Origin of the sequence: Nocardia sp. NPDC058499, assembly GCF_042719915.1 — a bacterium.
Taxonomy (GTDB): domain Bacteria; phylum Actinomycetota; class Actinomycetes; order Mycobacteriales; family Mycobacteriaceae; genus Nocardia.
Map to the genome: position 1 here is coordinate 749,944 of NZ_JBHXMZ010000001.1, position 25,267 is coordinate 775,210.

Below are 25,267 nucleotides of genomic sequence, written 5' to 3' on the forward strand. Positions count from 1 at the left end.
GTAGCCTCGGCCACGTAGAGTGGCCCTTTATGCCGGTAGTAGAGGAGCCCGAACACCTGTCCGGTGGCCACCCGGACGGTGGCGCCGTGCCGTCATCGGCGTCCGGGCCGGGGGTGGACAGCGCACAGGCAGGTTCGATACCGGAGAGCGGGCTGCCCGAACCACCCGCTGCGGTCCCACTGCTGGCCCCGGCCGACGGGATTCCGCCGGTCTGCGCGACCCCCGGCGAGGTCGCCACGGCGGCGGAACGACTGGCCGCCGGCACCGGACCGCTGGCCGTCGACGCCGAACGCGCCTCGGGTTTCCGCTATTCGTCCCGTGCCTACCTGATCCAGTTGCGCCGCGCCGGGGCGGGCACGGTACTCATCGATCCGATTCCGGTGACCGAGGCGCTGGGTCCGCTGGCGGAGGCGATCAACGGCCTGGAGTGGATCCTGCATTCCGCCGATCAGGATCTGCCCGGCCTGGCCGAACTCGGACTACGGCCGGCGAAACTGTTCGATACCGAACTGGGCGGCCGGCTGGCCGGATTTCCGCGCGTCGGCCTGGCCGCCATGGTCGAGCAACTGCTCGGGCGGGCGCTGCGCAAGGGGCACGGGGCGGCCGACTGGTCGACCCGGCCGCTGCCCGAAGCGTGGCTGAACTACGCCGCCCTCGATGTCGAACTATTGCCCGAACTCCACGAAGCGGTGGCCGCGGACCTCGCCGACCAGGGGAAAACCGGCTGGGCGGCACAGGAATTCGAGCATATCCGGCTCGCCGAACCCGCAGCACCCAAACCGGACCGCTGGCGGCGCACCTCCGGAATCCACACCCTGCGCCGGGCCCGCCAGCTCGCGATCGTGCGGGAACTCTGGACCACCCGCGACACCCTCGCGCGCGGACGCGATATCGCGCCGTCGCGGATCCTCCCGGATTCGGCCATCATCGCCGCCGCGAACGCGGACCCCAAGAGCATCGGGCAGCTGCGCGAGTTACCGGTGTTCGGTGGGCCGCGACAGCGCCGCTACTCACGGGAGTGGCTGGGTGCGGTGGAACGGGTCCGCGCCCTGTCCGACGAGGAGCTGCCGCGGATGAGTCAGCCCTATGAGGGCCCGCCGCCGGTCAACCGGTGGGAACGCCGCGACCCCACCGCAGCCGCCCGGCTCACCCGCGCCCGGGCCGCGATGACGGGGATCTCGGAACGGGTCACGGTACCGGTCGAGAATCTGCTCGCACCCGATCTCGTACGCCGCCTGTGCTGGGACGGACTGCCCGATTACCGGCTCGGACCGGAATCGGCGGGCGAGGTCGCCACGACGATCGACGGTTTCCTGAAATCGCACGGCGCCCGGCCGTGGCAGCGCGAACTCACGGTGGACGCGCTCGCCGGGGCACTCACCCAGGCCCCGGCGCAGTGAATCGCGGTCAGCCGGCGTTCAGCCAGCCGGCGACGCGGCGCGCGATATCGGGGGCCGTCAGTCCCAGGTCCTGACGTATCTGGGCGGTACTGCCGTGGTCCAGGAACTCCTGGGGGATCCCGATGTCCCGGGCCGGGACATCGAGTCCGGCTGCACGCAGGCGCGCCGATACGGTCGAACCGATGCCGCCGTGCACACCGCTGTCCTCCAGGGTCACCACCAGCCGATAGTTCTCCGCGAGTTTCACGATGGTGTCCGATACCGGCAGCACCCAGCGCGGGTCGATCACCGTCGCACTGGTCTGCTCGGCCTCCAGCAGCTCCGCGGCCTGCAGCGCGGCCGGTACGAGCGAGCCGACCGCTACGAACAGCACATCACCGCGCTGGGCCCGCGCCGAAGGACCCTCGCGGTCCGGCAGCCACAGCACGTCCACCCCGTCGAGTCGTTCCACGGCTCGGATATCGGCGCCGACACTGTCCTTGGGGAACCGGAGGGCGGTGGGGCCGTCGTTGACCGCGAGGGCCTCGGTCAGTTCCTCGGCCAGGGTGGTGGCGTCGCGAGGCGCGGCGACCCGCATCCCGGGCACGATTCCCAGCAGCGACAGATCCCACATACCGTTGTGACTGGCACCGTCCGCGCCGGTGATACCGGCGCGATCCAGGACCAGGGTGACCGGTTGCTTCAACAGCGCCACATCCATCAGCAACTGATCGAAGGCGCGGTTGAGGAAGGTCGAGTACAGCGCGACCACCGGATGCAGGCCGCCCAGCGCGAGACCCGACGCGGAGGCCAGCGCATGCTGTTCGGCGATCCCCACATCGAAGAGGCGATCCGGGAAGCGCTCCCCGAACGCGGACAGGCCGGTGGGGCCGGGCATGGCCGCGGTGATCGCGACGATGTCCTCGCGGCGTTCGGCGTGCGCGATGAGTTCCTTGGAGAACACCGAGGTCCAGCTGGCCGCACCGCCCTTGCTCACCGCTTCGCCGGTGAGAGGATCGATGGGACCGCAGGCATGCATCTGATCGGCCACATGGTTCTCGGCCGGTTCGTACCCGTGCCCCTTCTGGGTGACGGCGTGCACCACCACCGGGCCACCGAATTCCTTGGCATGGCGCAGCGCCGATTCCAGCGCGACGATATCGTGGCCGTCCACCGGGCCCACGTACTTGATCCCGAGATCGCCGAACAGCTCCTGCGGGCTCACCGCGTCCTTGATCCCGGCTTTTACCGCGTGCACCATGGAATACGCGGAATCACCCACGCCCGGAATGCTTTTCAGGAAACGGCGGCCCGTGTCGAGCATATGTTCGTACACCGGCTGGGTACGCAGCGCGGTCAGCCGTTCGGCCAGACCACCGATGGTCGGCGCATAGGAGCGGCCGTTGTCGTTGACCACGATCACCACCGGCCGGTCCGGCGCGCCGGCGATATTGTTCAGCGCCTCCCAGCACATGCCGCCGGTGAGCGCCCCGTCGCCCACCACCGCGACGACATGGCGGTCCTGCCCGGTGAGCGCGAACGCCTTGGCGAGACCGTCGGCATAGGAGAGTGAGGCCGAGGCATGGGAGGACTCGACCCAGTCGTGTTCGCTCTCCGCGCGACTCGGATATCCCGACAGCCCGTCCTTGCGGCGCAGGGTGTCGAAGCCGTCCTTGCGACCGGTCACGATCTTGTGCACATAGGCCTGGTGGCCGGTGTCGAAGATCAACGGGTCGGCGGGCGAATCGAATACCCGGTGCAGTGCGAGCGTGAGTTCCACCACCCCGAGATTCGGGCCCAGGTGCCCGCCGGTGACGGCGACCTTGTGCACCAGGAACTCACGGATCTCGGCCGCCAGCTCCCGCAGTTGCGGTACCGACAGCCGTCGCACGTCTTCGGGCGTATCGACCCGGGAAAGCACTCCCACCTGATTCGCTCCCTCCGGATAGCGCAGTTGATCCGACCAGTCTAGGAGCCGCGGCCGAGTACTCACCCGACGACGAGGGCTGCGCACCGCCGCACCGGGCCGGATCCGCGGTCCGGCGTATCCGTCCAGCCTAAGGTGAACGACGTATGCCGCGCGAACCGCGTGCACTGACGGCCGCGGCGCGCCACACGAGTGCCGCAGATCCGAGGCGAGGAGGCCGGATGAACCATCCGCAGACCGGGACCGTCACCGTATTCGGGCAGGGCACGGTACGTGCGGTACCCGATCTGATCGTCGTCGGGATCGGGGTGGAATGCCGCGCGAGCACCGTGGGCCTCGCCTACGAACAGGCCGGCCGGCGGCTGACCGCGATCACCACCGCGCTCCGCGACGACGAGGTCGCCGATACCGATATCGCCACCGGAGTGCTGTCGGTGCGTTCGGATATCGCGTGGCAGGACGGTGTATCCAGAATCACGGGATATATCGCCACCAGCGGCCTGCGTATCACCCTGAGCGGGCCCACATCCGGAGCAGCCGACGCCGGCCCGGCCGATGTCATCGCACACGCCGTCGCCGCCGGCGGCGACGACGCACGGCTGGGCGGCCTGCAGCACGCCTTCACCGACCGCACTCGGCTATTGACGCGGGCGCGGGATGCGGCCTGGGACGATGCGCTGGACCGGGCCCGCCAGTACGCCCGCCGGGCCGCGCGCGACCTCGGACCGGTGCTCGAGATCACCGAGGACACCGCCTCTCCGGCTCCCCGCGCGCCTCAGGAACCCGGGGGTGTCCGCATGGTCGCGGCGACGAGCCAGTCCCCGGTGCCGGTGGAGCACGGCGAACAGGAGGTCTCCGCGATCCTGCGGGTTACCTGGCAACTGGGCTGACGCACCGGTCCACCCCGGCCGCGGAAGTGCGCCCCGGACAACGGCACGTCGGCCGCCGGCCGAGCGCCAGCGTCATGTGCCTGACCTGGGGACCGACCAATTCGGGAGTTCATGCTGAGTGGCGATAGCAAGCCCAGCCGCCCCCAACGAACCACCGACGCGAGCATATGCGTATCGGCGGGAGGCCGGGACGCCCCCGATATCGCCGAACCGATCGAGGAGCGGTCCAGCACGCGAGGTCGCCGGTGCGGTACATGCGCAGGCCCGGGCCCCGTTGTAGGGGTCGGCGACGAAGCGGGCCGCGGCGCCGTCTTCGAGTGCCGCTGGGTAACCGTCGGTCTGCCCCGGACCCGACGCGGGCAACCCGAGATGCCCCTGCGCCACACCGACCGTGGAATACCGCGTGGCGCCACGGGTGGCCGCGTCGGTTAACGGCTGACTACACGGCGTTCACAGACCGGCGACCGGCACGGCGGCTGTTCGACCGTCGCTTTCAGCCGGCCTCCGCCTGGGGCGGGCGGTGTGCCGTCCAGTTGCCGCCGCGGCACCTCAGCGTTCCAGCAGCGCGAGGCATTCCACGTGGTGGGTCGCGGGGAACGCATCGAAGGCGCGCAGCGCACCCAGCCGGTAACCGGCGTCCAGGTACAGCCGGAGATCGCGGGCGAAGGAGGCGGGGTCGCAACCGATGTGCACGATGCGGTCCGGTGCGGCCGCGGTCACCGCGGAGACCACGGGTTTGCCGGCCCCGGCGCGCGGAGGGTCGAGCACGACGACCTGCGGCCGGGGTCCCGGGTGACCCGCGATCCATCGCTCGACGCGGCCCGCCTGCAGGGTCAGCCACGGAAGGTCGCCGAGCGCGGTATTGCCGTCGGCGACCGCGCCCGGCGCGGATTCCACTGCATGCACCGCGCCCCCGGATCCTGTCCGGTCCGCCAGCCGGGCGGCGAATACGCCCACACCGCTGTAGAGGTCCCACGCGGTCGCCCCCGGGGCCGGATCGGCCCATTCGGCAACGAGGTCGGAATAGCATTCGGCGGAACCTCGATGCGCCTGCCAGAACCCGGCAGCCGACACGTCCCAGCGGCGCCCCGCCACGTACTGGACGGCGCGGCCGGTCCCCTCGATCACCCATTCGTCGCGTGCGGTATGCGCGGCAGCTCGGCGGGCCACGGCGCGACGCCGCTGCCCATTCGGAGTGTCGGACGCCGATCCCTCCGGCCCTGCCCGGCGTACAGGTTTCGGCCGGGCACCCCGCCGCCGGTCAGCAGGGCCGCGGCGACCGTCTCGGGCGACCGCACCGCGGTACTCTTGCGGCTGCGACACCGGGGCGAGTTCGACGATATGCCGGTGACCTTCGTCGTCGACCGCGATCACCAAATCCGCGCCGGGCGTCCAGCGTCGCTCGGCAATCCCGTCGAGCGCACCGGGAACCGGTTGCGGGCACCGCAGGTCCGGGAGAACCTCGGTACTGCGGTACCGGTGCACACCGGCCCGCCCGGCGGCGTCCACCACGAGCCGGACCCGGGTGCGCCAGCCGCCGGCCGAATCGGAAGGGCCGGGCATCGGTTCGACCTCCGGTTCCCGTTCTATCCCGGTGATCCGGCGCAGTTGCTCGGCGACGACCATCGACTTCAAGGCGCGCTGCGCCGACGGCGTCGCGTGAGCGAAATCACAGCACCCTGCGCCGCCCGGGCCCGATACCGGGCAAGTTCGCGGCACCCGGTCCGGTGCGGGCTCCAGGATCTCCACCGCATCGGCTCGGCAGAACGCTCCACCTCGATCCTCGGTGACCCGCGCCGACACCAGTTCGCCCGGCAGGCCGTGCCGGACGAACACCACCCGCCCCTCGTACCGGGCCACACAGAACCCGCCGTGCCCAGGCGGGCCCAGCCGCACCTCGAGCAGGCGATCGCGCCAGGAATTCATAGATCGGTTTCTCCCTGTCCGCGTTCGATGCTGTCTCCCCGGAGAGCTGCACGGCCGCGCAGGAATCCGGGCGCGACAACCGGATCGCACCGGTCGAGCTCACCCTCATATCGACCCGGACGCGCGTCACCGCCCCGGCATCGGACGCGGATCGAGTCGCGGATCACGCGATACGCCTGCGCGTCCTGCCGGTACCCGCGAACGCCGACCGGCCGGCACCGTGCCCGCAGGCCCGCAGACTCACCCATTGTCGCCGTACCCGCGACGTACCGACCCCGGCGCCGCATGTTCGCCCGCGGTACGGGCCCGCGCCGAGGAACTGAGCTGCCACGGCACGCTGGTCACCATCACTCCGGGTTCGAACAGCAGACGGCCCTTCAACCGCAACGCGCTCTGGTTGTGCAGCACCTGCTCCCACCAGTGACCGACGACGTATTCGGGGATGAACACCGTCACCACATCGCGGGGCGCGTCCTTGCGTACCCGTTTCACATAGTCGAGAACGGGTTTGGTGATCTCGCGGTAGGGCGATTCCACAACCTTCAACGGTACCGAGATATCGCTGGTCTCCCAGTCCCGGACCAGGGAGCGGGTGTCCTGCTCGTCGACGTTCACCGTGATCGCCTCGAGCGTGTCCGGGCGACCCGCCCGTGCGTAGGCCAGCGCGCGCCGGGTCGGCAGGTGCAGCCGGGACACCAGCACGATCGAATGGGTCCGGCTGGGCAAAACCCCGTCCCATTCGTGCTCCTCGAGTTCGCGGGCCACCGAATCGTAGTGGTGGTGGATCATCTTCATCACCACGAAGATCACCGCCATCGTCACGATCGCGATCCAGGCGCCGGCGAAGAACTTCGTGACCAACACCACTACGAGCACCGCGCCCGTGGCCACCAGACCGAGCGCGTTGATGGCCCGGGACCGCCGCATCCGCGACCGCTCGGCCGGATCGGTCTCCCGGCGCAGCAACCGGGTCCAATGCCGCAGCATGCCGGTCTGGCTGAGGGTGAAGGAGACGAATACGCCGATGATGTAGAGCTGGATGAGTTTGGTGACTTCCGCGTCGAACGCCACCACGAATCCGATCGCGCCCACCGCAAGGAACAGGATGCCGTTGCTGAAGGCCAGCCGGTCGCCGCGGGTGTGCAACTGGCGGGGCAGGAACCGGGCCTGGGCCAATACCGAGCCGAGCACCGGGAACCCGTTGTAGGCGGTATTGGCCGCCAGGACCAGGATCACCGCCGTCACCACCGCCACGAAGTAGAAACCGGGCGTGAATGTGTCGAATACCGCGTGCGCGATCTGCGTGACCAGCGTTTTCTGCTGGTAGTCCGCCGGGGCACCGATCAGCTGCGCCGTGCTCTCGGCGATAACCACATGGGCTTCGCGGGCAACCACGATGATGCCCAGGAACAAGGTGATGGAGATACCGCCGAGCATCAGCAGCGTGGTCGCGGCATTACGCGATTTCGGTTTGCGGAACGCCGGGACTCCGTTGCTGATCGCCTCGACACCGGTCAGTGCTGCGCTTCCCGAAGAAAAGGCGCGGGCGAGCATGAAAATCAGCGCTATCCCCGCCAGATGTTCTTCCTCGGCCCGCAGTTCGAACGAGGCCGATTCGGCTCGCACTTCGTCGCCGAGGACGAAGATACGGATCAGGCCCCAGCCGAGCATCGCGAACATACCGATCAGGAAGGCGTACGACAGCAGTGCGAACGTCCGCCCGGATTCGCGCACTCCACGCAGGTTCATCGCGGTGAGCAGGGCGATGGCGGCCACCGCGAACAACACCTTGTGGGTGGCGACGAACGGTATGGCCGATCCGATCGTGGAAGCCGCCGAGGATATCGAGACCGCGACCGTCAGCACATAGTCCACCAGCAGCGCGCTGCCGACCGCCAAACCGGCGGTGGGGCCGAGATTGGTGGTGACCACCTCGAAGTCGCCGCCGCCGGACGGGTAGGCATGCACATTCTGGCGGTAGCTGGCGACCACGATGATCATCACGACCGCGACGGCGAGTCCGAGCCATGGGGCGTAGGCGTAACCGGCGAGTCCGGATACCGACAGGACGAGGAAGATCTCCTCGGGCGCATAGGCGACCGAGGACATCGCGTCCGAGGCGAATACCGGCAGCGCGATACGTTTCGGCAGCAGGGTGTGGCCCAGGGCGTCACTACGGAAAGGCCGCCCCAGCACCAGGCGTTTGGTGGCGGTCGTCAACTTCGACACTGGACGGAGCATAAGCCCCCACCCAGCCCGCCGCCGTCAGGCATTACCGGATTACCGGTTTGCCCGGGTCCGGCAGGGGGAATCTGGCAGTGGGCGCGAACCGCCGAGTACGGTTCGTTTCGCGGCAACCGCGTGGCTACGCGGGAACACTCGCCGCGGGGCCGTGCCGCACGATCGGGCGCGGTCGTCGGCAGTACGGAGTCAGGAGCGGGATTCACGGTGTACGTGGTGATCATGGGATGCGGACGGGTGGGGGCGTCGCTGGCCCGTGCTCTGGTCCGGATAGGGCATGAGGTCGCCGTGATCGACCGCAACCCGGACGCGTTCCGGCGGCTCGGCGACGATTTCCCGGGCGAACGGGTCACCGGGGTCGGTTTCGATCGCGATGTGCTGCGCCGGGCGGGTATCGAACGGGCCGGCGCGTTCGCGGCGGTCTCCTCGGGCGACAACTCCAACATCATCTCGGCCCGGGTGGCGCGCGAGATGTTCGGTATCGAACGGGTGGTGGCGCGGATCTACGACGCCAAACGCGCCGCCGTCTACGAACGGCTCGGCATCCCGACGATCGCGACCGTGCCCTGGACCACCGACCGTTTCCTGCACAACCTGCTGGGCGATGCGGGCACCACCACCTGGCGCGATCCCACCGGCACGGTCGCCGTCGCCCAGCTGATCCTGCACGAGGACTGGTATGGGCGCACCGTGCGCGAGCTGGAGAGCGCCACCGGCGCCCGGGTCGCGTTCATCATCCGTTTCGGGCAGGGCGTCCTGCCCGATGCCAAAACCGTCGTCCAGGCCGATGACACCGTGTACGTGGCCGCGACCTCCGGTTCCGCCGGTGAGGCCGTCGCGCTGGCCGCGAAACCCCCAGTGAACAAGGACTGATCATGAAGGTGGCCATTGCCGGAGCCGGGGCCGTCGGCCGCTCCATCGCGCGCGAGCTGCTGCGGTCGGGGCACACGGTCATGCTGCTCGAACGCCAGCTCGACCATATCGACCGGGATTCGGTGCAGGACGCCGTCTGGGTGCACGCCGACGCCTGCGAACTACAACTGCTGGAGGACGCGGGCCTGCAGGACTACGAGGTCGTCATCGCTGCCACCGGCGACGACAAAGCCAACCTGGTGCACAGCCTGCTGGCCAAGACCGAGTTCGGGGTACGCCGGGTGGTGGCCCGGGTCAACGATCCCCGTAACGAATGGCTCTTCGACGAGGCGTGGGGTGTCGATGTCGCGGTCTCGACCCCGCGACTGCTGGCGTCGCTGGTCGAGGAGGCGGTCACGGTGGGCGACCTGGTCCGGTTGATGACGCTGCGGCAGGGTCAGGCGAACCTCGTCGAACTCACCCTGCCGCCCGATACCACGCTGGCCGGCAAACCGGTCCGCAGTCTGCGGCTGCCGCGCGATTCCGCCTTGGTCACCATCCTTCGTGGCGGGCGGGTGATCGTGCCGCAGCCCGACGATCCCTTCGAAGGCGACGACGAACTGCTGTTCGTCGCCTCCGCCGAGGCGGAGGAGGAACTGCGCTCGGTGCTGGCACCGATCGGCGCCGCCGAATCCACGGCCGCCGCAACGGGCCTCACGCCCTCGCAGGACGCCGAATACTGACCACCACATTTCGAGCATCCCCGGACGGTCTAAGTTCCTCGGTCGGGGCGCGCCCGGTTCTGGAGCGACGGAGCGGGGGAGCGAAGCGGAGGAGTGAAGAACCGGGTTGATAGGGCCCCGACCTCGAGGCGCGGAGCGCCTCCGATATTTCACGCGGCAACGGGCCGTTCGGCACGGGCCCGCAGTTTGTTCAGTGCCCGGTACTGCATGACCCGGACGACCCCCGCGCTGGTACCCAGTTCTGCCGCGGTTTCGGCCGCGCTCAAACCGAGCACGATCCGCATCACCAGCACCTTCCGGTGCACCGGATTCAGCTGCTGCATGAGCTCGCGGGCCACCGCGCCCCGTTCGGCCGCCAGCGCCCATTCCTCCGGACCCGCCGCCGTCGACGCCAGCTCGGGAATATCCGCTACGGGATAGGCGGGGTGGACCTGTGCCCCGCGAAAGGCATCGGACACCTTGTTCGCCGCAATTCCGTAGACGAAGGCGAGGAACGATTTCCCCTGGTCTCGATAGCGGGGAATCGCGGCGACGGTGGCCATCAGGACTTCCTGGGTCACATCGTCGGCCGTCACATGGAGATGGGCCGGGTTGCCCAGCCGGGTACGGCAGTAGCGCTGTACCAGGGGTTGCACCAGCCGCAGGATTTCGGCTACCGCGCGGCGGTCACCGGCGGCCGCGGGTTCGACCAGGAGATCGAGTTCGGCGGACACCAGGCGGCTCTGTGACCGCACCGGATGCTCACGCCCCCGCTCCGGACGTGTGATCGTGTGCTGCTCGGTACGCATTCGCCAGTCCTCTCGGCAGATCGTCTTCTGTAACGATCGTCCGATGAACGGCGCTGTCGGGATAGACACCAAAGGGTGGGTCATCCGCCACCCTGGCGGGCGAGCGCATGCCGCGAATGTTCGGGTCAGGCGGCGTGCCGTGCCGAGGAGGCCGGCAGATGCCCGGCCCGGCGTACCGCCCAGACGGTCACCACGAGGGCCAGTGCGGTGAGTGGCCAGCCCATCGCGATCCGGGCGGCGGCGAGCCAGCCCGTGCTGTCGGCCGCGTACAGATGGTGCTGCACCAGGTAGCGGGCGCCGAAAACGAGCACCCAGGCGGCGGTTGCCGCATCGTAGAGCCGGACCACCCGGGAATCGGTGCGCCAGCCGACGCCGTGGCCGTTGAGTACGCCCCACACCACGCCGACGAGCGGGCGGCGGATCAGTATCGAGATCAGGAAGGCGGCCCCGTAGACGAGGCTGGTGTAGATGCCGAACAGGAAGAAGCCCTTGGCCTCCCCCACCCGCCAGGCGATCAACGCGCAGATCCCGACGCCCAGGAATCCGGAAATCGCCGGTTGGATCGGTTCCCGCCGCACCAGCCGCCAGACCAGCACGGCCCCCGCGACGCCCAATGCCGCCCAGATCGCCACGGTGAGCCCGAGTAACGCGTTCGCCGGAACGAAGACCAGCACCGGCAGGGTGGAGTAGATCAGCCCGGAGAAACCGCCCAGCTGTTCCAGCAGGGTCTGCTGCGCGGGCTCGGCGCGCTCCTCATCCGGTACATCGTCCGCGGACGATTCCGGTGCGGGGACGGTCCGCGGTAGCGGCGTGGTGGCGTACTCGTCGCTCGATGCCATGCGTCAGCTGTTTCCGCGCAATTCGTAGTAGGGGTTGTAGATCACCTTGCGGCCCTCGCGTTCACCGATACGGCCGCGCACCATGATGCGCCGGCCCGATTCGATACCGGGAATCCGGCGTCGCCCGATCCACACCAGCGTGATGGCATCGGTGCCGTCGAAGAACTCCGCCTGCACATTCGCACCGGCGGCCTGCGGACAGGAATCGACGCTGCGCAATCTGCCCAGCATCGTCGCCTCCTCACCGCGTCGGCACTCCGAGACCCGGCAGGCGCCCGAAGCGTCCGCCGACTCCGCCAGTTGCTCGGCGTCGAGCTGATCGAGATCCTCGGTCAACCTGCGGCCGAGCCTGCGAAAATATCCTGTTGCGGACTTGGCGCCCGCTTTTCTTCCGGCCGAGGAAGACATCGCTTGCTCTCCTGCTGCGCGGACGGCGTGGGTCGCACGTCATCCGAGATTCTCTGCTACGGCCCGGCTGTGGCCGTACCCGCCACTGTAGATGGGTACCGGCGGCACCGCTACGCTCGGTCCGGTGTTCGATTCCCCACGTCCGGCAGTCGTGGTCGCGCTTCCCGGCACCGGCTCCGATGCGCATTTCGCCCGACGCGCCTTCGAGCCCGCCTGCACCGCCCGCGGGCTCGAGCTGATAGCGGTCGACCCCGAACCGGGCGCGGTGATCGCCGGCTACCTCGCCGCCCTGGATACCGCCGCTGCCCGTGGCCCGGTCCTGGCCGCGGGTATCTCCCTGGGGGCGGCGGTAGCGCTCGAATGGGCCGGCCGCCGCGCAACCGAGGACGTGGCGGGCGTTATCGCCGCGCTGCCGGCTTGGACCGGCCCCGATACGGCGCATTGCCCCGCCACTCTCAGCGCCTCGGTCACCGCCGCACAACTGCGCGCGGAGGGTCTCGAACCGGTCGTCACCCGGATGCGGGCGAGCAGCCCGCGCTGGCTCGCCGACGCACTCACGCGTTCCTGGCGCTCGCAGTGGCCCGGGCTGCCGGACGCCCTGGAGGAAGCCGCCCAGTACAAATGGCCGGAAGCGACGCTGCTGGACACGCTGGCGGTCCCGCTGGCGGTGATCGCGGCCGCGGACGATCCGGTGCATCCGGTCGCCGTGGGCCGGGAGTGGGCGCGCCGCGCGCCGCGCTCGGTGATCACCGAGATCACCCTCGACGAACTCGGCGCCGATCCCGCGGTAGTGGGCCGGCTCGGCTTGCGGTACGCCCGCTGACCGAACACGGCCCCCCGGCCGCCCCTGAAGAGGAGGTAATCAGCCGCGGCCGAGCTGCTGCATCGCCGAACCCTCGGCCCCACGCCGCGGCTGTTGTGGCTGCTGGGGAGGCAGCACCGAACCGGTCTGCGCCGGTCGCGGGGTGTTCTGCTGCACGGCGGCGGTTTGCTGCGCCTGCTGGGCCTGCTGTTGTTGTTGCTGCTGTTGCTGATGGGCCGCGGTGAGCTGCTCGGCGAGCTGTTGCGGGAGCACCACCGGCAGCGGTTCCCGTACCGGGAGCGCATCGGTGCCGCGGCGGATGATCGTTTCGCTGAGCACCGCCCGAGCCGCGGCCACCAGCGGGCTGCCGACCGCGGTGGACCCCGACGGGCCGGCCGCCACCAGGCGAATCATCCACCGGTAACCGTCCACACCGATGAACCGCAGATCGGCCCCCTCAGTGACGGCGACCAGTTCGCGGCCCCACGGCCCCTTCTCCACCGAGACCCGGGCGCCGTCCTTGCGCAGCGATTCCGCGAGGTCGGCCGCCACGGTGCGCCACTGCCCCTTGGATTTCGGTGCGGCATAGGCCGCGACCGTGATCCGCCCGTGTTCGGTGGCCAGATGCACCGCCTGCGGGGTGCCCTGCGGGGTCATCTCCACCTGCAGCTGCCCGCCCGGCGGTACCGGCAGGATCACCGAACCGAGATCGAGCCGGGTATCGGTGAATTCCGCCAGCACCTCGGCGACATCGTCGTAGTCGTAGGGACCCCGCCGGTGCGGTTCGGTATCGGGATCGTCGATCGCCGCGTCGTAGGCGTCGCTGTAGGCGGCGCCGCCGTACCCGTCGTCGTAGCTGTCGTCGTGGTCACCGGGGTATTGCTCGTCGGCGGCGCGGTGATATCCGCCGTCGTCGTAGTTGTCGTAGTCGTCGTACTCGCCCTGATACTCGCCGGTGCGGTATTCGCCGGTGTCGTACCGTTCGTCCTCGGATCTGCGTCCGCCCGATTTCCGTCGTCCGAACATGTCAGGCCTCCTTGCCGTGGGCGCCGTCGGCACCGTTCGGCATCAAACTCGCGTGTCCCCCGCTGGACCCGTACCCGCCCGCGCCGCGCACGGAATCGTCGAGCCGGTCCACCGCCACGAAATCGACCAGTTCCACACGTTGCACCAGCAACTGCGCGATCCGGTCGCCGCGGCGCAATTCGATGGGTGTCCGTGGATCGTGGTTGATCAGGCACACCTTGATCTCACCGCGGTATCCGGCGTCGATCGTTCCCGGCGTGTTCACCACGGACAGACCCGTCTTGGCGGCCAGACCGGACCGGGGATGGATGAGCCCGACCGTGCCCACCGGCAGCGCGATCGCGATACCGGTACCGACCAGCACCCGCTCTCCCGGCTCCAGGACGACATCCTCGGCGGTGCACAGGTCCACGCCCGCATCGCCGTCGTGGGCGCGACTGGGCATGGGAATCCCCGGATCCAGCCGGAGCAGTGGTATCGGTGAGAGTGCGTTCACGTCCGACCAGCCTACGCGCAGACCCGGCGGGCATGTCGCTTAGTGTGGAGTCGTGTCCGACCAGCCCCGACTCACCGAATCCGGCCACTCCGTGCGGCCGGCGCCACCTGTCCATCGCGAGCGCCTCTGGGTACCGCTGTGGTGGTGGCCGGTGGGCTTCGCACTCGCCGCCCTGCTCGCCGCGGAGGTCCATATGGGAGCGCCCGGCCTGCGGGCCTGGCTGCCGTACGTGCTGCTGCTCCCGATCCCGGTCTGGGTTCTGCTCTGGTTCAGCCGGCATCGGGTCGAGGTCGCTGCCGACAGCAGCGGAACACCGGAACTGCGCGTCGACCGAGCGCATCTGCCGGTCTCGTTCGTATCCCGTGCGACGGTGGTGCCCCGCAGCGCCAAGACCGCAGCCCTGGGCCGCCAGCTCGACCCGGCCGCCTATGTCCAGCATCGCCCGTGGATCGGCACCATGGTGCTACTGGTGCTCGACGATCCGGATGACCCGACGCCGTACTGGCTGGTCAGTACGCGCCGGCCCGAAGAGGTACTGGCCGCGCTCGGAATCCCGAGCGCGGAATGACCTCGCGCCGCCGTCAGGCCGCGCAATCCATGCAGATCATCCGACCGCCGGCCTCACTGGCCAGGCGGCTGCGGTGATGTACCAGGAAGCAGCTCGAACAGGTGAACTCGTCGGCCTGTTTCGGGACCACCCGAACTGTCAGCACTTCCTCGGACAGGTCCGCGCCGGGGAGCTCGAACGACTCCGCGGTATCGGATTCGTCGACATCCACGACGGCGGACTGGGCTTCGTTGCGACGCGCCTTCAGCTCCTCGAGCGAATCCTCCGAAACATCGTCGGTTTCGGTGCGCCTCGGTGCGTCATAGTCGGTTGCCATGTCGTCTTCCCCTCGTCCTTACTCCGTATATCCGGATCGGCGTACGCCATCGGTTTCGACCGCGGCAGCCGCCCCGCCGGTGGTGCACTTCACATGCGTACCGGTCTCCTATCAGCGTGAATCTGTGGACACACCGCCGATAGCGTCCGGACAACGCGTGAGTTGCCCTGCTTGTTCCCGCGACCGATCGCCGATTTACTCACCGATGTTTCGGTCTGGGCGGGCAGACAATAGCGGACCGTGCGGAAATTGTCGCAATCGAAACCCAGCCGTGTCGAAACCGCCGGGCAATCGATACGCGGGGTCACGGCGCCGTGCGAGGCGCCGGTCCGGCGCGCCCGCCGGCGACTGGGTAATGCGCGGACCCCGGACTCGGGTACGTACAGTATCGACGTGGTTTCACTGATCACCGAAGGCAGTTCGACGGATGCCAAAGGCCGTCCCTACCCGCGCCGGCGGATGCGCCCCTGGCTCATTCTGGTCGTTGTGCTCACGCTGATCTCCGCAGCTCTGTGGACCAGTGCCCTGACCACCAAGGACGACGACTACACGCCGATGGCCTGTAATGCGCCGAGTCCGGCCACCGACCCCAAGGCGGCCCCGCAGCCGCTGCCCGGGCAGCGGCTGAGCGCGGACTCGCTGGCAGACGTGGAACCCGCTCCGATGGCGGAGACGAAGGTGCGCGTCCTCAACGCCAACGGCCAGCGCGGGCAGGCCGCGCATGTGGCCGCGCAACTCGGCGACCTCGGGTTCCGCAGCGTATCCGGCGACCCCTATGGTAACGATCCGATATATGCCAACGGTGATCTCGAATGCACTGGGCAGATCCGGTTCGGCGAGAGCGGTCGCCCGGTCGCGGCCGCCGTCCAGCTGGCCGTGCCGTGTGCCGAACTCGTCGAGGACAAGCGCAGCGACAACAGCGTCGATCTGGTCCTGGGCGCAGTGTTCGGCGGTGATCTGCAACCCAACAACGACGCCGAAGAGGTGCTGCGGTCACTGAAGAACCCGGTGAGCGGCGAAAGCCCGGAAATCGACCCCGATATGCTCGAGGCGGCCCGGACCGCGCGCTGCTGAGCGCGCTCAGGCGTCCGGAATCGGCGCCGACAACTCCAGCCGGTCCAGCAAGGCGAACAGTTCCTCGCTGATCCCGGGCGCGGCGGCCACCACCAGTGCGCCCGCGGATCCCGCGGTCGCCAGCGGAGGCAGGCGCAGCACCGCGCCGGCCTCGGCGGCGATCAGCCCACCGGCCGCCCAATCCCAGGGGTTGAGCCCGTGCTCGTAATGGGCGTCGACCCGGCCCTCGGCGACCATGCACAAATCCAGTGCGGCCGCGCCGATGCGGCGGATATCGCGCACATGGGGCAGCAGTTCGGCGACGTAGGCGGCCTGCCGGGTCCGCCGCGCGACGCCGTAGCCGAAGCCGGTGGCGACCAGCGCCAGTCGCGCCGAGCGCACCGGGTTACAGCGCAGCGTGGTCGCCTTTCCGCCCGGGCCGATCCGGTCGGCTCCCAGGCCCGCTCCGGCGGCGTACACCGTCGAGGCGGCGATATCGGCCACCGCACCGGCCACCGGGCGCCCGGCGCGTACGGCGGCCACCGAGACCGCGTACGCGGGTATGCCGTACAGGAAGTTGACCGTGCCGTCGATCGGGTCGACCACCCAGACCACGTCGTCGTCGCCGGCCGCGGAGAGATCGCCGCCACCTTCCTCGCCGAGGATGTGATCGCCGGGGCGCAGCCGGGCCAGTTCGTCGCGGATCAGCTGTTCGGTTTCGGTATCGACGACGGTCACCGGGTCGGTCGGGGTGCTCTTGGTGCGGACCGCGGTATCCGCTACGCCGGAGGGCCCGAATACCTCGGGCCGGCGGGCCCGGACATGGGCGGCGGCGATACCGGCGAGATGGGTCGCGATCCGGCGCAGCAGCACGGCGTCGGTGGGAGCGGGTTCGGTGGCAGCGGTCAGGGACCAAATCGATTCCGGCACGCCCACCATCGCAGCACAGATCCTGCGGTCCGGGCATGCGGGCGCGCACATTACTCTTGTCGTGCACACCACACCGGCCCGAGTCGGCCCGGGGGCGGCCAGCGCGGGCCGAGTGGCGGATCAGCGCCGTTCGAGTACTCGCGCATACCCCGGCGCCGGACGACAGCAGCCAGCACAGGGAACGAGGGAAACTCGCATGTCCGCTCGACGGCACGCGTTCGGGATCGATATCGGCGGCAGTGGCGTCAAGGGCGCCGCGGTCGACCTCGACACCGGGGAACTCCGGCACGAACGCATCAAGATCGCCACCCCGCAACCGTCCACTCCGGACGCGGTCGCCACGGCCGTCGCGCAACTCATCGCCCAGGCGGACTGGGACGGTCCGGTGGGGCTCACGCTGCCGTGTGTCGTCCTCGACGGCGTCGCCCACACCGCCGCCAATGTCGACAAATCCTGGATCGGTACCGACGCCCGGACCCTGTTCTCCGGTGCCCTCGACGGCCGGGAGGTCACGGTCCTCAACGATGCCGACGCGGCGGGGCTGGCGGAGGACCGTTTCGGAGCCGCCCGCGATATCGACGGCCTGGTCCTGCTGCTGACCTTCGGCACCGGAATCGGGTCGGCACTGCTCAACAACGGGAACCTGGTCCCGAATACCGAACTCGGCCATCTCGAGATCGGCGGTATGGAAACCGAACACCGGGCCGCGGCCTCGGTGAAGGAACGCGAAGATCTGAGCTATCCCGAATGGGCGGCCCGGGTCAGTACGGTGCTGCGCGGGCTGGAGGACCTGTTCTGGCCGACGGTTTTCGTCGCCGGTGGCGGGATCAGCCGCGACGCCGACCAGTGGATTCCACTGCTCACCAACCGCACCCGGGTGATCCCGGCCGATCTGCGCAATACAGCGGGTATCGTGGGCGCGGCCATGGCTGTCGATGCCGGAATCACCCCCTGAAGATGTCCGCCGCGCAGGCAGGGGCACACTGGTGGATCGTTACAATGGAAGGACCCCGGCGGTGAGCCGGACACCCGACCGGCGTTTTAGCCGGTAAACCCGACAGACCGCTCCGCCGGAATACTACTCTGGCGTGACGCCGCACGAGACCGTCACGAAAGGGCGTACGTGGTAGCCACGAATACCCGTCAGACAGCCGAATCGGCCGACGCCGAGGCCACGGAAGTTCCCGCGGCACGCCCGGCCCGCAAGGCCGTGGCCAAGAAGGCCCCGGCCAAGAAAGCCGCCGCCAAGAAGGCTCCCGCGAAAAAAGCGGCCGCCAAGAAGGGCGCGGCCAAGAAGGCCCCTGCGAAGAAGGCCGGTAGCGCAGGCGCGCCCGGCCCGGGTGAGGAGCAGCCGGACGACGAATCGCTGGATGTGGCCGATCTCGGGGATCTCGAGGTCTCCGAAGACGATCTCACCGACGAGGGCGACGAACTGGTGGCCGAGGTCGCCGGGGAGGAACCCGAGGCCGAGACCGCCGAACCCACCGCGGCCGATAAGGCCTCCGGTGATTTCGTCTGGGACGAGGAAGAATCCGAGGCGCTGCGCCAGGCCCGTAAGGACGCCGAACTCACCGCCTCCGCGGATTCGGTACGCGCCTACCTCAAGCAGATCGGTAAGGTCGCGCTGCTCAATGCCGAGGAGGAGGTCGAACTCGCCAAGCGGATCGAGGCCGGCCTCTACGCGGCCGAGAAGATGCGCGAGTTCACCGAGGCCGGGGAAAAGCCGCCGGTTGCGATCCGCCGCGATTTCAACTGGATCGTCCGCGACGGCAACCGCGCCAAGAACCACCTGCTCGAGGCGAACCTGCGCCTGGTGGTATCGCTCGCGAAGCGCTACACCGGCCGCGGTATGGCCTTCCTGGACCTGATCCAGGAGGGCAACCTGGGTCTCATCCGCGCGGTGGAGAAGTTCGACTACACCAAGGGCTACAAGTTCTCCACATACGCCACCTGGTGGATCCGTCAGGCCATCACCCGCGCCATGGCCGATCAGGCCCGCACCATCCGTATCCCGGTGCATATGGTCGAGGTCATCAACAAGCTGGGCCGTATCCAGCGCGAGCTGCTCCAGGATCTGGGTCGCGAACCCACCCCGGAGGAACTGGCGAAGGAAATGGATATCACCCCGGAGAAGGTGCTGGAGATCCAGCAGTACGCCCGGGAACCCATTTCGCTGGATCAGACCATCGGCGACGAGGGCGACAGCCAGCTCGGTGATTTCATCGAGGATTCCGAGGCCGTGGTCGCGGTGGACGCGGTGAGCTTCACCCTGCTGCAGGATCAGCTGCAGTCGGTGCTGGAGACCCTGTCCGAACGTGAGGCGGGCGTAGTGCGGCTGCGGTTCGGCCTCACCGACGGCCAGCCGCGGACCCTCGACGAGATCGGCCAGGTGTACGGGGTCACCCGCGAACGTATCCGGCAGATCGAATCCAAGACCATGAGCAAGCTGCGCCATCCGAGCCGCTCCCAGGTCCTGCGCGACTACCTCGACTGAGGAACTTCGGGCACCTGCTCCACGCTACGGCCCCTGAACACGCCGGAACCTCCGGTTCCCGCGATGCTCAGGGGCCGTGGCGTGTCCGGAGCCGGGTCACCGCCCGCCGTCTTCGAGGGGCGCCGCGGGCCCCGGCAACACCGGATCCCGGGACATATCCTTCAGTTCGACACCGGAGCGGCCGAGCCGGTGCGCGCCGGCGACCAGGCCCGCCGTCACCTCCGCGGCGCGCCGGTAACCGAGGCCTTCCGGTGGATGGATATTCGAAACGCAGTTGCGGTCCGCGTCGGTGGCCCCCGGACGCGGCCGGTGGGTGAGATAGATGCCGAGACTGTCCGCGACCGATAGGCCGGGACGCTCCCCGATCAGCACGAGAACGGTCGCCACTCCGAGCGCGGCACCGATATGGTCGCCGAGTGCGACCCGGGCCTGCGTGGCTACCACGGGCACGGCGACCGAATAGCGCGGCCGCAGTAGTTCCACGATCGCCTCGAGCAGTGACGGACCGTGCTCGGTGAGAGCCCGGGACGAAAGGCCGTCCGCGAGAACCACGCCGATGGAAGGCCCGTTTTCGGCGCCGGACGGGATCGGGTCGAGTGGAATCGGTCCCTCGGCCGGGAGCCGTCCCAGGTCGGGGCGACGCAGGTATTCGGCGCGGTCCCGCGCCCGGCTCGGTACGTGAACCGGTTCACCGAGACCGAGGGCTGCGACCCGCGCCGAGAAGGTGGTTACGTCCAGCGCCGTATGCACCGCGTCGCGGGCGCGGGCATGCGCCGCGGCGAATTCGAGCACCTGCCGGGTCGGCAGTGCGTCACCGGCCCGGCCCAAGCCGATCCGCGCCTGGGTGAGCGTGCGTAATCCGGTCCAGAACGAATGGCCGGCGGCGGTCTCCGCCCGATCTCCGTCGCTGCCGATTCCCATGGTCACCACGCCCTTTCTGACCCGATTCATCATCCCCCCGAACCGCCTGCGCCGCGCTGCGTCGAGTCTGAGCCGGCGGGGTCGTACACGCCTTCGGCACGCCGGCACCGCTGCGGGAACCGGCCCGCCCGGTGGCGACGCCGGGACCGGTTCGCTGCCGCCTCTACAACAGGGCGCGCAACGGCGAGGCGGACGGCGGTATCGCCCGCACCCGGCCCGTTTCGTCGAGCATCCCGAGCCGGTCCAGCCAGCCCGCGAATTCGGGGGCCGGCCGCAGACCGAGCACCCGGCGCGCGTAGAGCGCGTCGTGGAAACTCAGGCTCTGATACCCGAGCATCACATCGTCGGCGCCGGGCACCGCGATGACGAAGGCGCATCCGGCGGCACCCAGCAAGGTGAGCAGGGTATCCATATCGTCCTGGTCGGCTTCGGCGTGGTTGGTGTAGCAGACATCCACCCCCATCGGCAGGCCCAGCAGTTTGCCGCAGAAATGGTCCTCGAGGCCCGCGCGGACGATCTGTTTGCCGTCGTACAGATATTCCGGCCCGATGAACCCGACCACGGTGTTCACCAGGAGCGGTCGCAGTTCGCGCGCCACCGCGTAGGCCCGCGCCTCCAGCGTCTGCTGATCCACCGGCTTCCCGCCCGTACCCAGATGCGCGCCCGCCGACAATGCCGAGCCCTGGCCGGTTTCGAAGTACATGACGTTATCGCCGGCGCTGCCGCGGCGCAGGGAGCGCCCGGCGTCCTCGGCTTCCCGCAGCAACGCCAGATCCACCCCGAACGCGGCGTTCGCGGCCTGTGTCCCCGCCACCGACTGGAACACCAGATCCACCGGTGCCCCCGCGGCGATCAGCTCGATGGTGGTCGTGACATGGGCCAGGACGCAGGATTGGGCGGGGATGTCGAAACGGGTGCGGATATCGTCGAGCAGCGCCAGCAGTTCGGTGGCGGCCCGTGGGGAATCGGTGGCGGGATTGATCCCGATCACCGCGTCGCCGCAGCCGAGCAGCAGCCCGTCCAGCACGGCGGCCGCGATACCGCGCGGATCGTCGGTCGGGTGATTGGGCTGTAATCGGGTAGCGAGCGTACCGGGCAGCCCGATGGTCGTCCGGAAGGCCGACTGCACCCGGACCGCCCGCGCCACCGCGATGAGATCCTGGTTCCGCATGATCTTGGCGACCGCCGCGACCATCTCCGGGGTGAGACCGGGCGCCAGATCGCGCAGGGTCGCGGCCGGATCCGAGATCCCGTCGCCGGCCGCGATACTCAGCAGATGATCGCGCAGATCCCCCACAGTGCAGGAGGCGATCGGCGCGAACGCGCTCCGATCGTGGGTGTCCATGATCAGCCGGGTCACCTCGTCGGTCTCGTACGGCACCACCGGCTGTGCCAGGAACTCGGTCAACGGGAGATCGGCCAGCGCCCACTGGGCCGCAGCCCGCTCGGCATCCGTGGTCGCGGCACACCCGGCCAGTTCGTCACCGCTACGGCGCGGGGTGGCCTTGGCCAGCACCTCCACCAGGCCGTCGAATCGATAACTCGTACCGCCCAGCTGCTGGGTGTAGACAGTCATCCGCCGGTCCCCTCCGTCTGGGCCGCTGCTCACCGGCGCGGCGGGCCGAGAACGCATACGGCCGAAATACGCCGTGACCATGAACGGTACCGAGCGATGCGGGGGTGTGTTCGCTGCGACGGCGGATCGTTATTTCGATGGACTCCGCGCGGCCGGCCGTGTGCTGAGATTGAGGAATGCAACGGTGGTCGGCATTATCGGCGACGGGCAAGGACATCGTCATCGCGGTCGTCTGGTTCGCGTTCGGTGCACTGCTGTACCTGGCCGGCTTCCATATGTTGTTCATCTCCGCCGACGGCCCGTCCACACCGCTGGCGCCACGTTTCGCGCTGCTGGCGATGGTGTGCGCGGTGCTGCTGGTGCGGCGGCGGGCGCCGATCACCGCCATGGTGGCCGGGCTGATCCCGCTGGCGTTCGATCTGATGCTCGGGCCGACGCTGCCGGTGTGGCTCGTCTACTCCGACCTGATCTATGCGGCGGTCGTCTACGGCACCCGGCGCCAGATGCAGGGGGCGGTGGTGGCATGGCTGGCGCTGTCCGCGACGGCCGCGGGCGTGGTGCTGGCGATGACCGAGAACTGGCGTTTCATGGTGCTGGCGCTGATCATGGCAGCGGCCTTCGTCGGCACCTCTTTGTGGTGGGGGCTCACGGTTCGCGCACATATGGAGACCGCCGCGGCCGAACGCGCCCGCCGGCGGGCACTGACGCAGGTGGCGGAACTGGACCGCCGGGCGGCGGTGGCCGACGAACGCAAGGCCATGGCCCGCGATCTGCACGATGTGATCGCCGGGCATCTGTCGGCGATCGCCCTGCACTCCGAGGCGGCACTGGCGGGTATGAACGGAACCGGCACCGATCCGCGGCTCACCGGCATCCTGACCGCCATCCGCACCAACAGTGTCGAGGGCCTGCAGGAAATGCGGACCATGATCGGGCTGCTGCGCCGGGACGACGATGCGGCCGAAACCACCGCGCCGGGCCGGCTGGCCCAGTTGCCGGGACTGGTCGCGGTGGCCCGGCAGGCAGGTATGCGGGTGCGGGTACGACAAGACACGGTGGGTCACCCGGTGGCAGGCGCGGTCGATCAGGCGGCGTACCGGATCGTCCAGGAAGCTGTTACCAACGCGATGAAGCACGCACCCGGACAGGAGGTCGATATCGAGGTGCACACCGAGACCGGAACGCTCGTCCTGACAGTGTGTAACCCGCTCCCTGTCGAGGAAACAGCACCGGCCGCCCTCGATACCGGCGTGGAGCCGCGCGGCCTGGCGAATATGCGCGAACGCGCGACCGCGCTCGGCGGCACCTTCCGGTCCGGCCCGGAATCCGGGTGCTGGTGGGTGCAGGCACGACTGCCGTTCACCGCGACCGCGGAACCCGTGGGAGAACCACTGTGATCCGGGTGCTCCTCGCCGACGATCACGCGGCGATCCGGGCCGGGCTGCGCATGATCCTGGACACCGCCGGCGATATCGAAGTGGTGGGCGAGGCAGCCGACGGAGCGGTCGCGCTCGCCCAGGCCCGCGCCCTGCGACCCGATGTGGTGCTGATGGACGTACGGATGCCCGGGATGGACGGTATCGCCGCGACTGCCCGGATCACCGGCGACGACCTGGCTCGGGTCCTCGTGCTGACCACCTTCGACCTCGACGAATACGTGTTCGGCAGCCTCCGTGCTGGGGCCGGCGGTTTCGTCCTGAAATCCGCGTCGGGACCGGCGCTGATCGAGGCGGTCCGGTCGGTCGCCGCCGGAGACGGTGTCCTCGCGCCGGAGGTGACCCGCGCGGTGATCCAGGCCTTCGCGAGTACGAACTCCTCGCCCCGGCCGGAGCCACCCCCGGGCTTGGCCGATCTGACCGGCCGGGAGCGCGAGGTCCTGGACTGTTTGGGCGCCGGATTGTCCAACGCGCAGATCGCCGCCCGGCTGTTCATCGGGGAGACGACGGTGAAAACGCATGTCTCGCGGATACTGGCCAAACTGGGACTCCGGTCCCGGGTGCAGGCCGCGATCCTCGCCCGGGAACTGGCCGTGGAGCCGGAGGACGAATCGGGCGCCTGGCTGTAATGCTGGCGCAATCGGTCCGGTCAGCCGGTCAATGGCGGGTACAGCCCATCCGGGCCGGGCCTATAAGGTTCCACGCCGATCACTGCCTGCACCGGCAGCGGGCCGTACAGGTGCGGGAACCGCAGCGCGGGATCGTCGCCGGGAACGCCCGGCTCCCACCGCACCGGGGCGTTCAGTCGCGCGGGGTCGAGCCGGAGCAGCACCATATCTGATCGGCCCGCGAAAAGCCGGTTTGCCGGCAGGTGCACATGGTGCGGCACCGACAGGTGCACGAAGCCCTCGGTGGCCAGGGAGGCCGGCCGGTGCGCGCCGAATTGCCGTGCGGTGGCCCACTCACCGGGAGAACAGAGGTGAACAAGGGTGTGAGTGTCACAGGGCACGGGTAACCTCCGATACACAACTCGACAGTCGTACAGGGCAGCGGGACACCGGTATTCCACGCCCGGCCGGAGGTGTTCGCCACAGGCGGAAACCGCTGGTCGTGTTAGGGAAAACACAGTCGTTCCCCACAGGGAACAAACCCAATGCCCGGAACGTCTGACAGAGTAGTCATACCACTGCTGGGAAGTAGCGGAAGCGAGCCCGCGGAGTGACCACGGGCCTCACACCAGGTGAACGGTCTTTGTGCCGGAAGCCAGGACGGAGGAGTCATGCCAGGAACCCTGACTAGCACCCCACTGACCGCGGTCGATCGCTGCGATCGCTGCGGGGCGGCGGCCCGTGTGCGTGCCGTTCTGCCCGCAGGTGGCGAGTTGCTCTTCTGCCAGCATCACGCGAACGAACATATGGAACGACTGCGTGAGCTGGACGCCGTGATCGACACGGAGTCCGCTCCCGCCCTCTGACCCGTCTGCGCGTCCGACACAACAGCATCGAACAACAGAACACCGCTTATTCGTGGCGGGGGGACCCCCCGTCGCCCCCCCCCCCCCCCCCCGGCAAGACTGCCCCCAGCCAACCCACACACCCCCCCCCCACACCCACCACCCGAGCCCCCCACGCCCCGTCCACCCCCCCCCCCACCGAC

The 25,267-nt window shown here is 69.2% G+C and carries 25 protein-coding genes; 12 read left to right on the forward strand and 13 right to left on the reverse strand.

The genetic code is table 11. The features are described 5' to 3' along the window. Positions 1-29 precede the first annotated feature (29 nt). On the forward strand, positions 30-1,400 hold the full coding sequence (locus tag ACFWPH_RS03440; protein WP_378747859.1) for an HRDC domain-containing protein: 1,371 nt from the start codon (positions 30-32) through the stop codon (positions 1,398-1,400). A 7-nt stretch (positions 1,401-1,407) separates the two neighbouring features. On the opposite strand, the gene dxs is transcribed toward ACFWPH_RS03440, so the two are convergent. Then, positions 1,408-3,306 (reverse strand): 1-deoxy-D-xylulose-5-phosphate synthase, encoded by a 1,899-nt coding sequence (gene dxs / locus ACFWPH_RS03445; protein WP_378747860.1) that lies wholly within the window; start codon positions 3,304-3,306, stop codon positions 1,408-1,410. A gap of 221 nt (positions 3,307-3,527) precedes the next feature. Here dxs and ACFWPH_RS03450 point away from each other — a divergent pair, with 221 nt between their 5' ends. Continuing rightward, the gene (locus ACFWPH_RS03450) at positions 3,528-4,196 is read left to right on the forward strand and encodes an SIMPL domain-containing protein (RefSeq protein WP_378747861.1); all 669 of its coding nucleotides are present in this window, start codon (positions 3,528-3,530) and stop codon (positions 4,194-4,196) included. A gap of 549 nt (positions 4,197-4,745) precedes the next feature. Here ACFWPH_RS03450 and ACFWPH_RS03455 read toward each other — a convergent pair. Then, a complete protein-coding gene (locus ACFWPH_RS03455; protein ID WP_378747862.1) occupies positions 4,746-6,122 on the reverse strand; it encodes a class I SAM-dependent RNA methyltransferase in 1,377 nt (458 codons plus the stop codon). A gap of 240 nt (positions 6,123-6,362) precedes the next feature. Then, positions 6,363-8,351, reverse strand: coding sequence for an APC family permease (locus tag ACFWPH_RS03460; protein WP_378747863.1), 1,989 nt, complete (start codon positions 8,349-8,351; stop codon positions 6,363-6,365). Positions 8,352-8,570: 219 nt separating this feature from the next. On the opposite strand from ACFWPH_RS03460, the gene ACFWPH_RS03465 reads away from it, so the two are divergent. Further along, on the forward strand, positions 8,571-9,236 hold the full coding sequence (locus ACFWPH_RS03465) for a potassium channel family protein (RefSeq protein WP_378747864.1): 666 nt from the start codon (positions 8,571-8,573) through the stop codon (positions 9,234-9,236). 2 nt (positions 9,237-9,238) lie between these two features. Beyond that, a complete protein-coding gene (locus ACFWPH_RS03470; RefSeq protein ID WP_378747865.1) occupies positions 9,239-9,958 on the forward strand; it encodes a potassium channel family protein in 720 nt (239 codons plus the stop codon). Between the two features lie 149 nt (positions 9,959-10,107). On the opposite strand, the gene shbA is transcribed toward ACFWPH_RS03470, so the two are convergent. From shbA to ACFWPH_RS03485, 3 genes are all read right to left on the reverse strand, one after another. Further along, positions 10,108-10,746, reverse strand: coding sequence for an RNA polymerase sigma factor ShbA (shbA, locus tag ACFWPH_RS03475; protein WP_378747866.1), 639 nt, complete (start codon positions 10,744-10,746; stop codon positions 10,108-10,110). Positions 10,747-10,871: 125 nt separating this feature from the next. After that, positions 10,872-11,585 carry a DUF3159 domain-containing protein gene (locus ACFWPH_RS03480; protein ID WP_378747867.1) on the reverse strand — a complete coding sequence of 238 codons (714 nt, stop codon included), beginning with the start codon at positions 11,583-11,585 and terminating at the stop codon, positions 10,872-10,874. Positions 11,586-11,588: 3 nt separating this feature from the next. Next, positions 11,589-11,993 (reverse strand): OB-fold nucleic acid binding domain-containing protein, encoded by a 405-nt coding sequence (locus tag ACFWPH_RS03485; protein WP_378747868.1) that lies wholly within the window; start codon positions 11,991-11,993, stop codon positions 11,589-11,591. 91 nt (positions 11,994-12,084) lie between these two features. Between ACFWPH_RS03485 and ACFWPH_RS03490 the strand changes: the two genes are divergently transcribed. Next, entirely contained in the window at positions 12,085-12,816 is a 732-nt protein-coding gene (locus ACFWPH_RS03490; protein WP_378747869.1) for an alpha/beta fold hydrolase, read from the forward strand. 39 nt (positions 12,817-12,855) lie between these two features. Here the strand turns inward: ACFWPH_RS03490 and ACFWPH_RS03495 are convergent, their stop codons facing one another. Together ACFWPH_RS03495 and dut are read right to left on the reverse strand one after the other, a co-directional pair. Next, entirely contained in the window at positions 12,856-13,821 is a 966-nt protein-coding gene (locus tag ACFWPH_RS03495; RefSeq protein ID WP_378747870.1) for a DUF3710 domain-containing protein, read from the reverse strand. A gap of 1 nt (position 13,822) precedes the next feature. Continuing rightward, positions 13,823-14,317: a dUTP diphosphatase gene (dut, locus tag ACFWPH_RS03500; RefSeq protein WP_378747871.1), complete on the reverse strand. Its 495-nt coding sequence runs from the start codon at positions 14,315-14,317 to the stop codon at positions 13,823-13,825. A gap of 91 nt (positions 14,318-14,408) precedes the next feature. Between dut and ACFWPH_RS03505 the strand changes: the two genes are divergently transcribed. After that, on the forward strand, positions 14,409-14,885 hold the full coding sequence (locus ACFWPH_RS03505; RefSeq protein WP_280463029.1) for a DUF3093 domain-containing protein: 477 nt from the start codon (positions 14,409-14,411) through the stop codon (positions 14,883-14,885). A 13-nt stretch (positions 14,886-14,898) separates the two neighbouring features. Here the strand turns inward: ACFWPH_RS03505 and ACFWPH_RS03510 are convergent, their stop codons facing one another. Then, the gene (locus ACFWPH_RS03510; protein ID WP_378747872.1) at positions 14,899-15,201 is read right to left on the reverse strand and encodes a DUF4193 domain-containing protein; all 303 of its coding nucleotides are present in this window, start codon (positions 15,199-15,201) and stop codon (positions 14,899-14,901) included. A gap of 393 nt (positions 15,202-15,594) precedes the next feature. On the opposite strand from ACFWPH_RS03510, the gene cei reads away from it, so the two are divergent. Then, entirely contained in the window at positions 15,595-16,275 is a 681-nt protein-coding gene (gene cei / locus ACFWPH_RS03515) for an envelope integrity protein Cei (protein ID WP_378747873.1), read from the forward strand. 6 nt (positions 16,276-16,281) lie between these two features. Here cei and ACFWPH_RS03520 read toward each other — a convergent pair whose 3' ends face one another. Next, the gene (locus ACFWPH_RS03520; protein ID WP_378747874.1) at positions 16,282-17,184 is read right to left on the reverse strand and encodes an inositol monophosphatase family protein; all 903 of its coding nucleotides are present in this window, start codon (positions 17,182-17,184) and stop codon (positions 16,282-16,284) included. A 196-nt stretch (positions 17,185-17,380) separates the two neighbouring features. Here ACFWPH_RS03520 and ppgK point away from each other — a divergent pair, with 196 nt between their 5' ends. Then, the gene (gene ppgK, locus ACFWPH_RS03525; protein WP_378747875.1) at positions 17,381-18,139 is read left to right on the forward strand and encodes a polyphosphate--glucose phosphotransferase; all 759 of its coding nucleotides are present in this window, start codon (positions 17,381-17,383) and stop codon (positions 18,137-18,139) included. Positions 18,140-18,307: 168 nt separating this feature from the next. Then, positions 18,308-19,678 (forward strand): RNA polymerase sigma factor, encoded by a 1,371-nt coding sequence (locus ACFWPH_RS03530; protein WP_378747876.1) that lies wholly within the window; start codon positions 18,308-18,310, stop codon positions 19,676-19,678. Between the two features lie 96 nt (positions 19,679-19,774). Here ACFWPH_RS03530 and eutC read toward each other — a convergent pair whose 3' ends face one another. Together eutC and ACFWPH_RS03540 are read right to left on the reverse strand one after the other, a co-directional pair. Next, complete coding sequence (gene eutC, locus ACFWPH_RS03535; protein ID WP_378748231.1) at positions 19,775-20,599, reverse strand: ethanolamine ammonia-lyase subunit EutC; 825 nt, start codon at positions 20,597-20,599, stop codon at positions 19,775-19,777. Between the two features lie 163 nt (positions 20,600-20,762). Then, complete coding sequence (locus ACFWPH_RS03540; RefSeq protein ID WP_378747877.1) at positions 20,763-22,175, reverse strand: ethanolamine ammonia-lyase subunit EutB; 1,413 nt, start codon at positions 22,173-22,175, stop codon at positions 20,763-20,765. Positions 22,176-22,351: 176 nt separating this feature from the next. Between ACFWPH_RS03540 and ACFWPH_RS03545 the strand changes: the two genes are divergently transcribed. Further along, complete coding sequence (locus ACFWPH_RS03545) at positions 22,352-23,572, forward strand: sensor histidine kinase (protein WP_378747878.1); 1,221 nt, start codon at positions 22,352-22,354, stop codon at positions 23,570-23,572. After that, on the forward strand, positions 23,569-24,240 hold the full coding sequence (locus tag ACFWPH_RS03550; protein ID WP_378747879.1) for a response regulator: 672 nt from the start codon (positions 23,569-23,571) through the stop codon (positions 24,238-24,240). Before ACFWPH_RS03545 ends, ACFWPH_RS03550 begins: the two co-directional genes overlap by 4 nt. Before the next feature lie 20 nt (positions 24,241-24,260). On the opposite strand, the gene ACFWPH_RS03555 is transcribed toward ACFWPH_RS03550, so the two are convergent. Beyond that, positions 24,261-24,620 carry a DUF952 domain-containing protein gene (locus ACFWPH_RS03555; RefSeq protein WP_378747880.1) on the reverse strand — a complete coding sequence of 120 codons (360 nt, stop codon included), beginning with the start codon at positions 24,618-24,620 and terminating at the stop codon, positions 24,261-24,263. A 270-nt stretch (positions 24,621-24,890) separates the two neighbouring features. On the opposite strand from ACFWPH_RS03555, the gene ACFWPH_RS03560 reads away from it, so the two are divergent. Continuing rightward, positions 24,891-25,085 carry a hypothetical protein gene (locus tag ACFWPH_RS03560; RefSeq protein ID WP_030521621.1) on the forward strand — a complete coding sequence of 65 codons (195 nt, stop codon included), beginning with the start codon at positions 24,891-24,893 and terminating at the stop codon, positions 25,083-25,085. Positions 25,086-25,267 lie beyond the last annotated feature (182 nt).

What these genes read in the sequence shown, in the direction of transcription:
- ACFWPH_RS03440 (WP_378747859.1), top strand. Translation starts at nt 30, where the DNA reads ATGCCGGTAGTAGAGGAGCCCGAACACCTGTCCGGTGGCCACCCGGAC.
- ACFWPH_RS03450 (WP_378747861.1), top strand. Translation starts at nt 3,528, where the DNA reads ATGAACCATCCGCAGACCGGGACCGTCACCGTATTCGGGCAGGGCACG.
- ACFWPH_RS03455 (WP_378747862.1), bottom strand. Translation starts at nt 6,122, where the DNA reads ATGAATTCCTGGCGCGATCGCCTGCTCGAGGTGCGGCTGGGCCCGCCT.
- ACFWPH_RS03470 (WP_378747865.1), top strand. Translation starts at nt 9,239, where the DNA reads ATGAAGGTGGCCATTGCCGGAGCCGGGGCCGTCGGCCGCTCCATCGCG.
- shbA (WP_378747866.1), bottom strand. Translation starts at nt 10,746, where the DNA reads ATGCGTACCGAGCAGCACACGATCACACGTCCGGAGCGGGGGCGTGAG.
- ACFWPH_RS03480 (WP_378747867.1), bottom strand. Translation starts at nt 11,585, where the DNA reads ATGGCATCGAGCGACGAGTACGCCACCACGCCGCTACCGCGGACCGTC.
- ACFWPH_RS03485 (WP_378747868.1), bottom strand. Translation starts at nt 11,993, where the DNA reads ATGTCTTCCTCGGCCGGAAGAAAAGCGGGCGCCAAGTCCGCAACAGGA.
- ACFWPH_RS03490 (WP_378747869.1), top strand. Translation starts at nt 12,085, where the DNA reads ATGGGTACCGGCGGCACCGCTACGCTCGGTCCGGTGTTCGATTCCCCA.
- ACFWPH_RS03495 (WP_378747870.1), bottom strand. Translation starts at nt 13,821, where the DNA reads ATGTTCGGACGACGGAAATCGGGCGGACGCAGATCCGAGGACGAACGG.
- ACFWPH_RS03510 (WP_378747872.1), bottom strand. Translation starts at nt 15,201, where the DNA reads ATGGCAACCGACTATGACGCACCGAGGCGCACCGAAACCGACGATGTT.
- ppgK (WP_378747875.1), top strand. Translation starts at nt 17,381, where the DNA reads ATGTCCGCTCGACGGCACGCGTTCGGGATCGATATCGGCGGCAGTGGC.
- eutC (WP_378748231.1), bottom strand. Translation starts at nt 20,599, where the DNA reads ATGGGAATCGGCAGCGACGGAGATCGGGCGGAGACCGCCGCCGGCCAT.
- ACFWPH_RS03540 (WP_378747877.1), bottom strand. Translation starts at nt 22,175, where the DNA reads ATGACTGTCTACACCCAGCAGCTGGGCGGTACGAGTTATCGATTCGAC.
- ACFWPH_RS03545 (WP_378747878.1), top strand. Translation starts at nt 22,352, where the DNA reads ATGCAACGGTGGTCGGCATTATCGGCGACGGGCAAGGACATCGTCATC.
- ACFWPH_RS03560 (WP_030521621.1), top strand. Translation starts at nt 24,891, where the DNA reads ATGCCAGGAACCCTGACTAGCACCCCACTGACCGCGGTCGATCGCTGC.